We start from the raw sequence: 14935 nt of genomic DNA on the forward strand, positions 1-14935 counted from the left end.
GCCGCCTGGCGCGGTGGGCGGGCATCACCCGCAGGGCCCGTGCCGGTGAGGCGGCAATCCGGCGTTATCGTTCGCTCACGTGGCCGGGCCACGCGACGCTCACGATGCCTTGTCTTGCCACCTCATGGGCGCGGGTGCGGCGGTGTATCTCATGACGACACGCCCTAGGTCTCGTCAGGCGCCGGCGCCCAACGACGCAGCGCCAGATAAGCCACGAATGCCGAACCGGCGGCTCCCGCCATCACGATCGCCATCGCTTCCGCGTCGCCGCCGATGAACCCGACGGCCCAGGTTGCGATCGCGCCACAGGCGAACTGGAACACGCCGAACAGCGCCGAGGCCGCACCGGCCGCGTCGGGCGCCAGATCCAGCAGACCGGCGACCGTGTTCGCGCCGGCCACACCGACCGTCGACAACAGGAAGAACAAGGGAACGGCCACCCCCCAGAACCCGCCGAAGCCGGTGAGCGTGGTCGCCAGCAGGACCAGCGAGCACGTCAGCGTGTTGCCGACCGCCACGCCCAGCAAGGTTCGATAGCCGAAACGCTGCACGATGCGGCCGTTGGTGAACGTCCCGATCAGCATCGACACGACGTTGGTACTGAAATAGAAACCGAACAACGATTCGTCGACACCGAACTGGTTCACGTAAACGAACGAGCTGGCCGCGACATAAGAAAACAGCGCGCCGAACATCAGCGAACCACAGGCCAGATACAGAAACACCGGCAGCCGCGTGACCAGCGAAACATAGCCGATGTACTGCGACGTCAGACTGCGATCCCGCACGCGACGATGATGCGGATGCGACTCCACCAGCAGCACGGCCAGTGCGATCAGTGCGACCACCGAGTAGCCCACCAGCATCCAGAAGATGAGCTGCCACTCGCCCAGAAACAGGATCAGGCTGCCGATCATGGGCGCAATCAGCGGCGCCGCGCCCATGACCATCACCACGAACGACATCACGCTGGCGGCCTTGGCGCCGCGAAAACGATCGCGCACGATGGCCCGGGCCATCACCGGCCCGGCCGCCGCGCCGAGTCCCTGCACCAGACGCGCGACGATGAGCATGTTGATCGACACGGACAAGGCACAGGCGAGGCTCGCGACCAGATACAACGCCAGGCCGAAATAAAGCACCGGCCGACGGCCGTGGCGGTCCGAGATCGGCCCATACAACAGCTGGCCGAAGCCAAGCCCGACAAAGAACAGACTCAGGCTGTACTGAACATGCGCCGGATCGACCGCAAACTGTCGGGCCAGCGCCGGCATGGCCGGCAAATAGGTATCGATCGACAACGGCGCGACAGCCGTCAGCAGGCCGAGTACGCAGACCATGAGCACGTACTCGCCCCGGCTCTGAGCGGTTTCGGTCATCGAGTGAGCTCCTTGCACCGCCCGGCGGGCGGCAAGACGGGCGCGCAGAATAGTCGCCGCGGGCTGCGGCGGCGCGTCGGTTCAAGTGGCGCGTATTATGCCAGCGGGGTCTACGGCCGGCTAACCGCGCCGGGCAGAACGTCAGGCGCAGCACGCCCCGGCGTCGCGTTCTTACGCAACCTAAACGCCCTAGGGCGTGTTGAGGTTTCGTGCGAGCGCCGCGTTGGCGTCCGCAAATCGTGTCCGGCAAGGCGCGAGTCGCCGCGTCGTGGCGTGCCACGACCCAGGCTCGCAACGCCGCCGGGCGCCCCTGGTTAATTTTTTATGGGCGGCCCAACCCGAAGGGACAAGCGCCCTTAAATTAACGACACGACGGCAATACAGCGTTGTAGCTCTCTCGCGTAGGTTCACTACGCCACGTTCGCTACGCCTCGTCTTGCCGCAAAACAGCGCTTGGCGCGGACTCGTACGAAACCTCAACACGCCCTAAGATTCCCGTGTTCGCAGGATCAGTGCCCGGGCGTTGGCCCGTCCGGCGTCGGCCCAGGCGATGGCCTCGCCGGGCGGTTCGACCGCCGGGTGCAATCGCGTCAACGTATGGCCGGGCGGCATCTCGACGGCGAGCCGAAAGTCTGATTCATCGACGATACGGGCGGTATCGGCCCAGCGGACGGTACGCGCCATGTTGAACACGAGATCGTCGCGGATTTCCTCGCCCCGCCACAGACGACGACGCCGATTGGCCGAAAAATAAGCCAGGCGCGGGGCGTTGAATGTCACTTCGGCGGCAATCCGTTGCAGTGCCTCGGCCGGCGCATCCATCAGCGCACAGTGGGACGGCACTGACATGTCGAGCCGTATCACACGCTGCGCGCCTGCCCGGCCGGCCTCATGTTCGAGCCGGGCGAGCGCCGCCTCGGCCCCGGCAACCACAATCTGCTGATCGGCGTTCACATTGGCCAGATACAGCGCGTCGGCTGCCTGAGTTCCGGCATTCAGACGCTCAAGCAAGGCGACCACGGCCGCCTCCGACAAGCCGATGACCGCCCTCATACCGTAGCCGCGCGGATAGGCCTCGCGCATCAGCCGCCCGCGTTCGGCCACCAGCCGGACGGCATCGCCGAAATCGAGCGCGCCCGCGATAACGGCGGCCGGCCAGGCGCCGATGGACAGGCCCATCGCGGCCGACGGCGGCGCGCCCGCGTCGATCAGATCACGTGCCGCCGCCACACCGACCACACACAACGCGATCTGGACCGCACGGGTATCGGCCAGCGCCTCGGGCGTATCCAGCGCCCGCACCTCTTCGCCCAGCGCCTCGCTGGCCACGGCCAGCGTATCGGCCACGACAGGCGTGTCCGGCAGCTCGACCAACATACCCGGGCGCTGCGCGCCCTGGCCCGGAAAAGTGAACACGACGCTCATGGCTTACAGGTTGCCACGACGCCAGGGATCGGCCGCCAGATAAGGCCCTTGATCCGACTTGACCAGCACGTCGGCTGCTTCGGACAACCAGTCGGCCAGCGCAACACCGCCCGCCGGCGTTTCCATCTGGAGATCGCAACGGACCGGCAACTCGGCCAGTTGCGCAGCAAGCCGGCGCAAGGCGGCGGTATCCGGCCGTTCGAGCAGGCGCAGAAGCAGATCGATATCGGAATCCTCATGGCAGGCGGCCACGCCGGAGGCCAACTCATAGCCCACCGCCCCGCCGATGCCCCAGGCACCGGCCCACGGCGTCATCAGCGCCCGTAATTCGACCAGCGCTGCCAGAGCCGGCACGTCGGCGGCGCGCTGCGGAGCGGCGCTCTCGACGAGCGATTCCGGCGTAATGACGGCACCGCAGATATGCTCGGGCGCCACCTGCATCGCATGGCGGCGATCCCGACTCGCGCCGCGCACGCCCACGGGAAGCCGATTGCCGTCGCGCCAACCGCGTCGCACCACCACCGGTTCGCCGTTGGCGAGCACGGCCCGTGCCCAGTCCGGCGCCTCGTTTTGCAGCGCCTCGGGCGCGATGTGCACCAGATCATGCGGCCGGAAGATCGGCGCCCGATCGCGCGGACGACTGTAATCGCCCCCGTTCAGGTCCTTTACCCGGCCCACTGCTCGCGTAGCCGGCGCCGGACCTCCATCGAGGCCGCGCGGCCCTCACGTTCGTAACGATCGGCCAGATCGCGCGTATCGCCGATGTCGTCGAGCGCCTCGCTCAGCGCGCGGCGCACGGTCTCGGCCTGGCCCGGGTCTTCGGCCGGCACGTCGAGCCGCCGATACAACAACCTCAGCGAGGCATAGCTGTCGATGTCGTAGGCCATGGGCGTGATGGTGCGGGCCAGCGCCTCGACGCCTTCGACGCTGCGCTGGGTGATGCGCGCCGCCGCCTGCTTGCCCATGGCATGGACCTGCACCGAGTCGCCGGACAATGCGATCAGCCGATTGGCCTGATAGCCATGGGCCAGAAAACCGCCGGACATGGCACGCCCGACGATCAGCCCGATCGCCGGGTGCCCGGCGCGCCGCGCCCGGGCATACGCCTCGGCCGCTGCCGCCAGCGCCTGATGAATGCCATAGGCTTCTTCGGTGCGGCCGTAGGCCTGGCTCGGTACGTCGATTACGGCCACGATCGCCCGCCGGACGCTGGCATCGGCATCCGCGTCCATCGCGTCACGCACGGCCCGCGCCAGTGCCCAGCCCTCGGCCAGGCCCACTTCGCCGGCCCGCGCTCGCGGATAGCGGCTCGCCGGGTCGGGCACAACGGCAATGAAGCGGGCGGCGCGGCCGTCCAACTCACCGTCGACCACGCGCACGCTGGCCGGATAACCGGACAACGGCGCGGCACCATCGGTCAGGGCGTCCAGCCAGCGGGCGCCGAGCGATCGCACATCAGTCATGACAACCTCCGAAATACCGCGCGAACGCGGCGCGTACGTCGCCGGCCTCGGCGCGTTCGGCCGGGTCGATATGGTCGAGCATCGCCTCCCAGGTCGCGATATCGGCGGTGCGGTGCAGCGGGCCCGGTTCCTGCGTCACGGCGGCGGCGATTTGGGCCCGGATCGCGGTAAGGTCGTCGTCGACGCGTGCGTCCACGAGCCCGGTCGCCGTGCGCTGCTCGCCGCCGAGCAGACTCCAGATCATGGGGCGATCGCGGGCATCGAATTCCTCGATGCCGGCTTCCTGTTCGATGACCTGCGGGCCATTGAGTCCAAGCCGTGCTTCCCGCGTGACGATGAGATGCGAACACAGCCCGGCCGCGATCGACATGCCGCCGAAACAACCCACCGGGCCAGTGATCACACCGACGACCGGCACGAACTCGCGCAGCGCGACGATCGCGGCATGAATTTCGGCGATGGCCGCCAGGCCACAGTTGGCTTCCTGCAGACGCACGCCGCCGGTTTCCAGCAACAGCACGGGGACGACCGGCGAGCCGGCGGCTGCATCGTCGGCCGCGAGCTCCAGCGCGCCGGCGATCTTGGCGCCGCCAACCTCGCCCATCGAGCCGCCCTGGAACGCCGGCTCGATCGCCGCCACGACCACCGCTGTGCCGTCGATCGTGCCGCGCGCGATGATCACGCCGTCGTCGGCTTGGGTGACAATGTCCTGCTTGGCCAGCCATGGCGAGCTCAGCCGCTCGAACGGCCCGACCAGCTCACGCCGCGTACCGGCATCCAGCAGCCGCTCCACCCGCGCCCGCGCCGGCAGCTCCACGAAGCTCTCGCGTTCGAGCAGTTCCGCCGTATTCATGGCGTGGCTCCGTCGCTCTGCCGGGTGGCCTGCTCCATCGCCTGCGCGATCCGCAGCCGCACCACCGCCGGCGTGGCACCGAAATCGTTGATCTCCACCGCCACGGCGGGGCCGTTGTCGTCGGCAAAAATTCGGTCGATCACCGCTGTCCAGATCTCGTTCACGCCGTCCACCGAGGTCCGCACGGCTACTGTGGATCGGCCGGCGGAGCCTGGTTCCAGCAGCACTTCCAGGTCGCCGGAACCGACGACGCCGGCCAGTGCACGCCGGGGTGGCGGATCACCGGCCGGGTATTCAAGCGATAGCGTTTGCATGGTCTGTCTCCTGCACGTCCGGGCCCGGCCCGGCCGTGGTTTCAAGACGATCGACGAGCAGCGTGGCCGCCAGCAGATCGGCGGCGCCGCCCGGCGAGGCGTTCAGTTCCAGAAACAAGCGGTCGAGCTGCGCGAGCGCCTCGCACCCGGCGGGACTCGCCGCGCCGCCCCGTTCGGCGACCGTGACCGCGGCCGCCTGCACGCTCGCCAACCCATCGGGGCCGGCTCGATGCAGCACACAGGTGTCGTCGAGCACCGCGATGAGCGCAGCCAGCGCATCCAGTCGCGCGGCCGTTTCGCTCGCGCCCATCGCGCGGGCGGCCTGAAGCGCCGGCAACCCGGCTTCGACAATCTGCGGGAAACCGGCCATGGCTTCGCCGCGGGCGCCGGCGACCCGGTAACGCGCGACCACCCGCGCCCCGTTGGATACCCGGCGCGGCGCCGCCAGCGCGGGATCGTCGATCGCCGCCATGGTCGCCACCCAGCGCAGCAATACGGCAGCCCGCCACTGCGAACGCGGCAGCGCAGCAGCCGCGCCCACGATCAGGCCGAGCGCCCAGATGGCCCCGCGGTGTGTGTTCACGCCTCGGGTAACCCGCATCATCGCGGCCTCGGCATCGCGCCCGGCCGCGCCGAGCGCGGCGCGTAACGCGACCGGATCCGACTCAGACTCTGCGGCGCGTGCAATCGCGGTGAAACCTGGCTCCAACGCCTGTGCGGAGGCGACCATCAGCGCATGATCCATGTCGCGATGCGCACCGCGGGTCGCGCGATCCACCAGACCGGGTTTAGGGGTGAGGTCGACCTCGTCCCGCAAGGCCGAGACGGCCAGAGCGGCCAGAGCGGCCAGTTCGACCGCGGGAGAACTCGGGCCGGCCGCGCCGGTCGCATCGAAATCCAGGCGTCGCATCACCAGCTCTTGAAGCGGGCCGGCGGTTCATACAGACCACCCGACCAGTCGACCAGGTCGGCGATGCTCGACGCCGCGAGCTGTGAGCGAGTTGCTTCAGTCCGGGAGACGCCCAGATCCTCCGGCAGCCGGATCTTGCCCTCGGCGCGCAAGCGCGCGCTGGTGGCCGGATCGGCCGCCAGACCCAGCGGCGTCACGCCGGCCACCGCGGCGATCATCGCCCGGCGCTCGGCAAGCGATTCGGCCTTGTACAGATAGGCCAGCCCTTCCTCGGTGAGCAGATGCGTGGTGTCGTCGCCATAGACCATCACCGGGGCGACCTCGAGATTGGCTTTTTCGGCCACCTTCACTGCGTCGAGCTGGTCGACGAAGGTGGGCTTCAAGCCGGCCTGGAAGGTCTCGACCATTTGTACGACCAGCTTGCGGCCTCGGCCCAGCCGATCACCCGGGGCCGCGAGGTTGGCCCAGGCGGGCGTGGCATGCCGGCGCCCGCGGGCGTCGCTGCCCAGGTTGGGCGCCCCGCCGAAGCCGGAGACACGCGACTCGGTCACGGTCGAGGAGTTGCCGTCCGGGTCGATCTGCAGCGTCGCACCGATGAACATGTCGGCGGCGTACTGGCCGGCGAGCTGGCAGAACGCGCGATTGGAGCGCAGCGAGCCGTCGGGGCCGGTGAAGAACACATCCGGACGTGCGGCCACGTAATGCTCCATGCCGAGCTCGGTGCCGAAGCAATGCACCGATTCCACCCAGCCGGATTCGATCGCCGGGATAAGCGTCGGATGCGGGTTGAGCACCCAGTTGCGGGCGATCTTGCCGCGCAGGCCGAGGCGTTCGCCGAAGGTCGGCAGCAACAGTTCGATCGCCGCCGTGTTGAAGCCGATACCGTGGTTGAGCGAGGTGACGCCGTGCTCGGCATAAATGCCCTTGAGCGCCATCATCGCCATGAAGATCTGGACCGGCGTGATGGCGCGCGGGTCGCGGGTGAACAACGGCTCGATATAGAAATCGCGGTCGGCCTCGACCACGATATCGACCCACGACCCGGGAATATCGACCCGGGCCAGGCCCGAGACATCGTCGACGATGCGATTGGCCTGGGCGATCACGATACCGTCGGAGAATGCTGCTGCTTCGACCAGCGCCGGTGAGTCCTCGGTGGACGGCCCGGTATAGAGATTACCCTCGCGATCGGCGGCGAAGGCCGCCACCAGCACCACCCGCGGCGTGAGGTCCACGAACAGGCGCGCATAGAGCTCGATATAGGTATGAATGGCGCCGACCTCGATCGTGCCGTCCATCATCAACGCGCCGATACGATGGCTCTGCGTGCCCGAAAAGGCAAAATCCAACTTCTTGGCGATACCTTTCTCGAACACGGCCAGATGCTCGGGGCGGCCGACGCTGGGCTGGATCATGTGCAGATCGTACACGCGCTCGGGATCGAGATCGGCTAGCGCCCGCGAGAGAAAATCGGCCTGTTTCTGGTTATTGCCCTCGGCGATCACCCGGTCGTGAGAGCGAATACAGGCATACAGCACGTCGGCGATCGATTCGCGCCGGGCGAGCTTGCCGTCGAGGTAAGGCGCGGCCGCGGCCAGGCGCTCGGCCTTGTCCTCACCGCGGGTGTTCCAGTTGCGTGTATCGTGTGGTCCGCTCATGCCGCCGATTCGCGTGGGCCGGTCGAGCGACCATAGAAGCGGGAACCCGGGCGATCAATCAAGCTCGCGTTAGGTTTATTAACGTCGACGAAAAACCATCGAGGAGGCGCGACGCTGGTGAGCGGCAGCGACGAAATCACCCTGCGCAAGCTGGAAATCTTTCTGGTGTTCATGCGCGAGCGCAATCTGGCCCGGGCCGCGGAAGCCCTCGGCTTATCGAGCGTATCCGTGCACAAGGCGATCCACTCGCTGGAAACCGCCGTCGGCGCGCCGCTGTTCGCCCATCGTGGGCGGGCGCTGGAGCCGCTGGCCTCGGCCACCGTGCTGGAAGCCCATGCCGCGGACATCATCGATGGTATTCAGCGCAGCGTGGATGCCACCCGCCAGGCCGCCGGCATCGCGCCGCGCACGTTCCGCATCGGCTCGCTGTATTCGCTCACGATCGAGCTCGTGCCGCAGATCATTACGGCCATTCAGGCGTCGCTACCCGGCTGCAATATCGAACTGGTACTGGGCTCGAACACCGATCTCGAGGACAAGCTCGCCGCCGGTGAGATCGATGCCTCGGTGATGTGCGTACACGATATCGATCGCGGGCGCAGCCGACGCGTGATCGATCTGTTCGACGACGAGATGTATCTGACCAGCCCGCGCGACAGCGCCCCCGTACGCACGCCGGTCGATCTGCGCGATTGGGCCGGGCAATCGTTCGTCATGCTGTCGCAGGAATTCTCGTCGGGCCGCGATGCCTATCGCATGTTTCAGCAGGCCGGCGTCACGCCGCGTGTGGCCCTGCGGGCCAACGATATCTTCACATTGTCGTCGCTGGTGCGCGGCGGTGTCGGGCTCGCCCTGCTGCCCGGGCGCATCAGCCAGCTCTACCCGGGCGCGCTCCAGTTCTCGCGGGTCAAACGCGAACAACGTGTCGCCCAGACGCTGGGGCTGTGCTATCTCGCCTCGCGCGCCGGAGACGAGGCCATCATGGCGCTGGAGACCGCGGCCCGCGAGGCCACGGCCGCCAGCTGAGCCGATCTACCCTAGCAACATGCGGACCACCAGATAGAACACCGACGGCCCCAGCAGGCAGCCGAAACCGGTGTAGAACGTCGCCGTCATCGCCCCATAGGGCACGAGCCGGGCGTCGGTCGCGGCCAGTCCGCCGGCCACGCCGCTGGTGGTGCCCATCATGCCGCCGAAGACCAGAGCGGCCGAGGGGTTGTTCAACGAGATCAGACGCGCCACCGCGGGCGTGATGATCATCACCGAGATGGATTTCACCAGACCGATGGCGATCGACAACGCGATCAGGTCGGAGCCGGCACCGATGGCACTGCCCGTGACCGGCCCCACGATGTAAGTCGCCGCGCCGGCGCCGATCGTGGTCACGGCCACCGGGTCGGTATAGCCGAAGGCATAGGCCATCATGCCGCCCAGCGTGAACGGCACGAACAACCCCAGGAACAAGGCGATCACGCCGTTGGAGCCGGCCTTTCGGAGTTCGTTGACGTCGACGCCGAACGCCGTCGCGACGATCGCGAAGTCGCGCAGCATGGAGCCGCCCATCAGGCCCATGCCCGAGAACAGCGCGATGTCGGCGAGCCCGTGCTTGCCGCCGGTGTAGATTCCACCGAAATAGGACAACAGCAAGCCGGCCGCGATGGCAATCGCCGAACCGTGGACGCGGCCCGCGGTGAGATATTTCGAGATGAAGTTGCAGACCAGCATCAGCAGACCGACCACGGCAAAGGCCGTAATCAGGCCGTTGCCGGCGAAGACATGGTGAATGCGCTCAAGCATGGGAATTCGCCTCGCGCGTTTCGTCGTCCTCGATGGGCGGCAATGGCTCGGCATACTTGCCGCGTCCCAGCCGTGCAATCACCGGCACCAGCGCGAAGCTCACCCCGACCACGACCAGGCCGCCGACGATCGCCAGTGGCCCGCCGGTGACCGCGCCGACCACGTTCTGGCTCGCTGCCATGGCGACCACGATCGGGATATAGAGCGAGCTCCAGAACTCCACGCCCCGGCGCGAAGTCATGTCCAGACAGCCCGCTTCCTGCAATCGATAGACCAGGAACACCAGCATCAGCATCGCGATGCCGACGCCCCCCACGTCCGAATGCACGCCGATTGCCATGCCGATGAGCTCGCCCACGGCCTTGCCGATGAGCAGACAGGCGGCCAGCAATGCCACGCCGTATATGACCATTGATTTTTCTCCTCCGATTATCGGTTCGGTCCGCGCATCTCGGCAGGGCCGCCAACCGCGATCAATCGCGTCGCCGTTAACGGAATTAGTCTGGTCTTAAAAACGCCGGAACTGCGCGCTGTTGCGCGCTACGGGGTACAACTAATGTCGAGCGCGACAGGCCACCACCAGCGCGTCGAAACTAGGCAATACGCCCGCATGGCGCGCTTGTCGGCGGATCGATCCGAGCCGTGTCGCGACCCGTCATGGCGCGCCGCGCTGGCCTTCGCACGGCAGCTATGGCTTCATATGCGGCGTTTCGCATCCCAGTCGAGTGGCGCCCATGTTCGATAAACCTCGTGTTGGTCTTGCCGGTGATCCGGATAGTTCATGGCGGCTGGTCGCCGACGTGGGCGGCACCAACGCGCGGTTCGCGCTGGCCGACGACTACGGCGCGCTGCAGGGTCAGGACACGCTGCGCTGTGAGGACTTCGACGGTCTCGCCGAGGCTGCGCGTCATTATCTTTCGAACCATAACGTCGGCAGCATCCGTGCAGCCGCGGTTGCGGTCGCGACCGCGGTCTACGAGGATCACGTCGCCTTCACCAACTCGCCCTGGTCGTTCTCGATTCGCGAGCTGGGCCGCCAGCTCGGGGTGAAGAACTTCCACGTCATCAACGATTTTACGGCGCTTGCTCTGTCCATTCCGCGACTCGATCGCGAATGGCTGGTGCCGATCACCGATGACGGCCGCGCAACCCCGGACGCGCCACGGGCAGTGATCGGCCCGGGCACCGGTCTGGGCGTGTCGGGGGTATTCCGGTTCGACGGACGCTGGCGGGCACTCGACAGCGAAGGCGGACACGTCACCCTGGCCCCGGCCGACGCACGCGAAGTAGAGCTGCTGGGCATCCTGACGCGACAGTTCGATCATGTATCGGCCGAGCGCGTGCTGTCCGGGCCGGGGCTGGTCAATCTCTACAAGGCCAACTGCGAGCTCGACGGCGTGACCGCGGAGGAACTCGAGCCTTCGGATATCACCGAACGTGGTCTGGCCGGCGAGTGCGATATCTGCGTGAAAGTGCTCGACGACTTCTGTGCGATGCTCGGCACCGCAACCGGCAATCTGGTGCTCACGCTCGGCGCCCGCGGCGGCGCCTATATCGGCGGCGGCATCGCGCCCCGGCTGCAATCGTTTCTTGCCAAGAGCCGTTTTCGCCAACGGTTCGAAGCGCACGGCCGGCTTTCCGAGTATCTCGCCGATGTGCCCTGCTATATCGTGACGGCGCAATATCCGGCGCTCGAAGGCGCCCTGGCCTCACTCGACAACCTGTAGCCCCTCACCTACTCCGCTTTTTCGAACAAGACCTTAGCCGAGCGGCAACGCAAACCTGGTCACGGTCCCAGAAGGTCTATTAGACCTTCGTGCCGTTGTTTTCTCCGAACGTTTGCTCGAAGCTTGAACAAATGCGTCGTATGCGACGCACAAGCCAATCGTAATCAAACGAAAGCGCCGCGGCCCAAGGGCCGAACACGGGCACAGGGAGGAGTTCATGAGGAACCGGAGTATCTTTCGCAAGAGCGTCACGATCGGGTTGTCCATCGCGGCGATGACCGCGGGTAGCGCGGCCATGGCGGCGCAGAACAAGGGCACGGTCAGCGTATTGAACTGGTGGACATCGGGCTCCGAAGCCAAGTCCATGAACGTTCTGCAGCAGATGCTGGCGAACGAAGGTTACAAGATGGTCAACGACGCGGTGTCCGGCGGCGGCGGTTCCAACGCCCGTACCGTGCTCAAGTCGCGCATCCAGTCGAACAACCTGCCGGGTGCGGCCCAGATCAAGGGTCCGGAAATCCAGCAGTGGTGCACGACCGGCCTGACCATGAACATCGACAAGGTGGCCAAGAGCCAGCACTGGTCGAAGATTCTGCCGGGTCCGGTTGCCAAAGGCATGCAGTGCGACGGCCACTACGTCGCCGTGCCGTTCAACCTGCACCGCATCAACTGGCTCTGGATCAACAAGTCGGTCCTGAAAAAGGCCGGCGCCAAGATGCCGACCGACTGGGATTCGCTGGTCGCCGCACTGGAGAAACTGAAAAAAGCCGGAATCACCCCGATCGCCGGTGGCGGTGATACGTGGCAGGTCGCCACCGAGTTCGATGCCATCGCGATCGCCACCGGCGGCGCCGATTTCTATCGCAAGGCATTCGTGGATCTCGACCCGGACGCGCTATCCAGCGACACCATGGCCAAGGTCTTCAAGCGTCTGCGCACGATCGAGCAGTACGAGGACCCGAACGGCCAGGGTCTGTCCTGGAACCATGACACCGGCCTGGTCGTGCAGGGCAAGGCCGGCATGCAGATCATGGGTGACTGGGCCAAGGGCGAGATCACCAACGACAACGCTACGCCCGGCAAGCAGATCGCTTGTATGGCCTTCCCCGGCGAGCACAGCGGTTTCGTCTACAACACCGACTCGTTCGAGATGTTCAAGAGCGCGCATTCCGACAAGAGCGCCCAGTACGCCTTCGCGCGCACCGCGCTTTCGCCGAAATTCCAGCGCAAGTTCAACATGGCCAAGGGCTCGATCCCGGTACGCGAGGGTGTCTCGCTCAAGGGCTTCGATGCCTGCGCGAAGCAGTCCAAGAAGGACTTCACCGCGGCCGAGAAGAACAACGCTCTGGTGCCGAGCTTCTCCCAGGACATGGCCGAGAACGGCGCGGTCAAGGGCGCGATCTTCGACGTAATCGCCAAGTTCTACAACAACAAGAACATGTCGCCCGAAGACGCGGCCAAGGAAATGGCCTCGCAGGCCAAGCAGGCCAAGATGATGTCGCAGACGTAAGCGATCGTCGCTTGTAGTCCGGGCCGGCGCCGTCAGGCGCCGGCCCTTTTCGTCCCCGCGCCGAAAGTACAACGGATATTCCTACATGGCTGAATCATCGCCTCGCGCCGGCAAGATCGCGGCAACGCCGTGGCGGCGCCGGCTCGATCGCTGGCTGCCCAAAGTCTCGCTGGTGCCCAGCGGTCTGGCTTCTCTGATCTTCGTCTATGGCTTCATCGCCTGGACCATCTGGCTCTCGCTGACCAACTCGACCCTTCTGCCCACCAACAACTTCGCCGGCCTACGCCAATACAAGGTGTTGTTCCAGCTCGATATCTGGTGGGTATCGGTGGCCAATCTCGCCATCTTCGGCATTCTGTATGTCGCGATCTGCCTGGCCATCGGCCTGTTCCTGGCGATCATGCTCGACCAGAAAATCCGGGCCGAAGGCTGGCTGCGAACCATTTATCTCTATCCGCTCGCCCTGTCGCTGGTTGTGACGGGTGTAGTGTGGAAATGGCTGCTCAACCCGAGCCTGGGTCTGCAGCACTTCGTGCAGTCACTCGGCTGGACGGGCTTTTCCTTCGACTGGCTGATCAACCCCCACATGGCGATCTACACCGTGGTGATCGCCGCCGTGTGGCAGGCGTCCGGTTTCGTGACCGCTCTGTTCCTCGCCGGCCTGCGCGGGATCGACAGTTCGATCATCAAGGCCGCCCAGATCGACGGCGCAAGCCTGCCGCGCGTGTATCTGTCGATCATCATTCCGAGCCTGCGCCCGGTATTTTTCTCGGCCATCATTCTGCTGGTCAGCCTCGCCATCAAGAGCTTCGATCTGGTGATCGCGCTGACCAACGGCGGGCCGGGCTATTCGACTTGGCTGCCCGCCATCTTCATGTACGACTTCGGCTTCAACCGCGGCCAGATCGGCCTCGGTGCCGCTGCCGCCACCTTGATGATGGCCGCCGTGGCGCTTGCCATGCTGCCGATGCTCATTGCCGAACTGAAGGAGCGCCGCGATGGCCGGTCCCACTGAAGACGGAATCCAGCGCGGCGGGCCGATCGCCCGCCTCCTGATCTACGGCGTGCTCGTTCTGGCGGCACTGTACTTCCTGATGCCGCTGTACGTGATGCTGATCACGTCGTTCAAGACCCTGCCGCAGATCAGTCACGGCAACCTGTTCTCGCTACCCGCGCCGTTCTCGACCGGGGCCTGGTCGTCCGCTTGGTCGAACGCGTGTACCGGCTCGGATTGCACCGGTCTGCATCGCTATTTCTGGAACTCGGTCGCTTTTACCGTGCCGGCGGTCGCCTTCTCGACGCTGTTCGGCGCGATCAATGGCTACGTGCTCACGAAATGGCGCTTCCGCGGCTCGGAACTGGTATTCGGCCTGTTGCTGGGGGGCACTTTCGTGCCGTTCCAGATGTTCCTGTTGCCGATGGCTCGTGTGCTTGGCCTGATCGGCCTGGACAACTCGCTGGCCGGGCTGACTCTGGTACATACGGTGTACGGCATCGCCTTCACCACGCTGTTCTGCCGCAACTACTACGTCACCATTCCGGACGAACTGGTCAAGGCGGCACGCATCGACGGGGCCGGTTTCATCGCGACTTTCCGCCACGTGATCCTGCCGATCTCCACGCCCATTCTCATGGTCTGCGTGATCTGGCAGTTCACCCAGATATGGAACGACTTCCTGTTCGGCGTCGTGTTCACCTCCGGTAGCGAGCATCCGATCACGGTCGCGCTCAACAACCTGGTCAACACATCGTCGACCGGGGTGAAGCGCTACAACGTCGACATGGCCGGCGCGATCATCACTGCCCTGCCGACACTCGTCGTGTATATCGTGGCCGGACGCTATTTCATGCGCGGCCTGACCGCCGGCGCCGTGAAGGGCTGACGCCACGAACTCAAGT

15 protein-coding genes are annotated in these 14935 nt (G+C 65.9%); 5 read left to right on the forward strand and 10 right to left on the reverse strand.

Annotated elements, in window-relative coordinates; translation table 11 throughout:
* Positions 1 to 164 precede the first annotated feature (164 nt).
* From C41B8_RS05215 to mdcA, 8 genes are all read right to left on the reverse strand, one after another.
* The gene (locus tag C41B8_RS05215; RefSeq protein ID WP_037335090.1) at positions 165 to 1379 is read right to left on the reverse strand and encodes a Bcr/CflA family multidrug efflux MFS transporter; all 1215 of its coding nucleotides are present in this window, start codon (positions 1377 to 1379) and stop codon (positions 165 to 167) included.
* Positions 1380 to 1865: 486 nt separating this feature from the next.
* Entirely contained in the window at positions 1866 to 2804 is a 939-nt protein-coding gene (locus C41B8_RS05220; protein WP_037335094.1) for an ACP S-malonyltransferase, read from the reverse strand.
* Between the two features lie 3 nt (positions 2805 to 2807).
* Positions 2808 to 3482, reverse strand: coding sequence for a malonate decarboxylase holo-ACP synthase (locus C41B8_RS05225; RefSeq protein ID WP_051883119.1), 675 nt, complete (start codon positions 3480 to 3482; stop codon positions 2808 to 2810).
* On the reverse strand, positions 3470 to 4267 hold the full coding sequence (gene mdcE, locus C41B8_RS05230; RefSeq protein WP_037335096.1) for a biotin-independent malonate decarboxylase subunit gamma: 798 nt from the start codon (positions 4265 to 4267) through the stop codon (positions 3470 to 3472). Before mdcE ends, C41B8_RS05225 begins: the two co-directional genes overlap by 13 nt.
* On the reverse strand, positions 4260 to 5120 hold the full coding sequence (locus C41B8_RS05235; RefSeq protein ID WP_037335098.1) for a biotin-independent malonate decarboxylase subunit beta: 861 nt from the start codon (positions 5118 to 5120) through the stop codon (positions 4260 to 4262). Before C41B8_RS05235 ends, mdcE begins: the two co-directional genes overlap by 8 nt.
* Positions 5117 to 5434, reverse strand: a complete 318-nt coding sequence (locus tag C41B8_RS05240) for a malonate decarboxylase subunit delta (protein WP_037335102.1) — start codon at positions 5432 to 5434, stop codon at positions 5117 to 5119. Before C41B8_RS05240 ends, C41B8_RS05235 begins: the two co-directional genes overlap by 4 nt.
* On the reverse strand, positions 5415 to 6344 hold the full coding sequence (locus C41B8_RS05245) for a triphosphoribosyl-dephospho-CoA synthase (protein WP_084188531.1): 930 nt from the start codon (positions 6342 to 6344) through the stop codon (positions 5415 to 5417). The genes C41B8_RS05240 and C41B8_RS05245 overlap by 20 nt, the downstream gene beginning before the upstream one ends.
* Positions 6344 to 8002 carry a malonate decarboxylase subunit alpha gene (mdcA, locus tag C41B8_RS05250; protein ID WP_037335104.1) on the reverse strand — a complete coding sequence of 553 codons (1659 nt, stop codon included), beginning with the start codon at positions 8000 to 8002 and terminating at the stop codon, positions 6344 to 6346. The genes C41B8_RS05245 and mdcA overlap by 1 nt, the downstream gene beginning before the upstream one ends.
* Positions 8003 to 8119: 117 nt before the next feature.
* Here mdcA and C41B8_RS05255 point away from each other — a divergent pair, with 117 nt between their 5' ends.
* Entirely contained in the window at positions 8120 to 9028 is a 909-nt protein-coding gene (locus C41B8_RS05255) for a LysR family transcriptional regulator (protein ID WP_051883120.1), read from the forward strand.
* Positions 9029 to 9034: 6 nt separating this feature from the next.
* On the opposite strand, the gene madM is transcribed toward C41B8_RS05255, so the two are convergent.
* Both madM and madL read right to left on the reverse strand, forming a co-directional pair.
* Positions 9035 to 9799: a malonate transporter subunit MadM gene (gene madM, locus C41B8_RS05260; protein ID WP_037335106.1), complete on the reverse strand. Its 765-nt coding sequence runs from the start codon at positions 9797 to 9799 to the stop codon at positions 9035 to 9037.
* Complete coding sequence (gene madL, locus C41B8_RS05265) at positions 9792 to 10211, reverse strand: malonate transporter subunit MadL (protein WP_037335108.1); 420 nt, start codon at positions 10209 to 10211, stop codon at positions 9792 to 9794. Before madL ends, madM begins: the two co-directional genes overlap by 8 nt.
* A 322-nt stretch (positions 10212 to 10533) precedes the next feature.
* On the opposite strand from madL, the gene glk reads away from it, so the two are divergent.
* The 4 genes from glk (at position 10534) to C41B8_RS05285 (ending at position 14919) form a co-directional block, all read left to right on the forward strand.
* On the forward strand, positions 10534 to 11526 hold the full coding sequence (glk, locus tag C41B8_RS05270) for a glucokinase (RefSeq protein WP_051883121.1): 993 nt from the start codon (positions 10534 to 10536) through the stop codon (positions 11524 to 11526).
* A 217-nt stretch (positions 11527 to 11743) separates the two neighbouring features.
* Complete coding sequence (locus C41B8_RS05275; RefSeq protein WP_037335113.1) at positions 11744 to 13036, forward strand: ABC transporter substrate-binding protein; 1293 nt, start codon at positions 11744 to 11746, stop codon at positions 13034 to 13036.
* Positions 13037 to 13121: 85 nt separating this feature from the next.
* Positions 13122 to 14051, forward strand: coding sequence for a carbohydrate ABC transporter permease (locus tag C41B8_RS05280; protein ID WP_037335116.1), 930 nt, complete (start codon positions 13122 to 13124; stop codon positions 14049 to 14051).
* The gene (locus C41B8_RS05285; RefSeq protein WP_051883124.1) at positions 14035 to 14919 is read left to right on the forward strand and encodes a carbohydrate ABC transporter permease; all 885 of its coding nucleotides are present in this window, start codon (positions 14035 to 14037) and stop codon (positions 14917 to 14919) included. Before C41B8_RS05280 ends, C41B8_RS05285 begins: the two co-directional genes overlap by 17 nt.
* Positions 14920 to 14935: the final 16 nt, after the last annotated feature.

Origin of the sequence: Salinisphaera hydrothermalis C41B8 (genome assembly GCF_000732535.1) — a bacterium.
GTDB classification, from domain to species: domain Bacteria; phylum Pseudomonadota; class Gammaproteobacteria; order Nevskiales; family Salinisphaeraceae; genus Salinisphaera; species Salinisphaera hydrothermalis.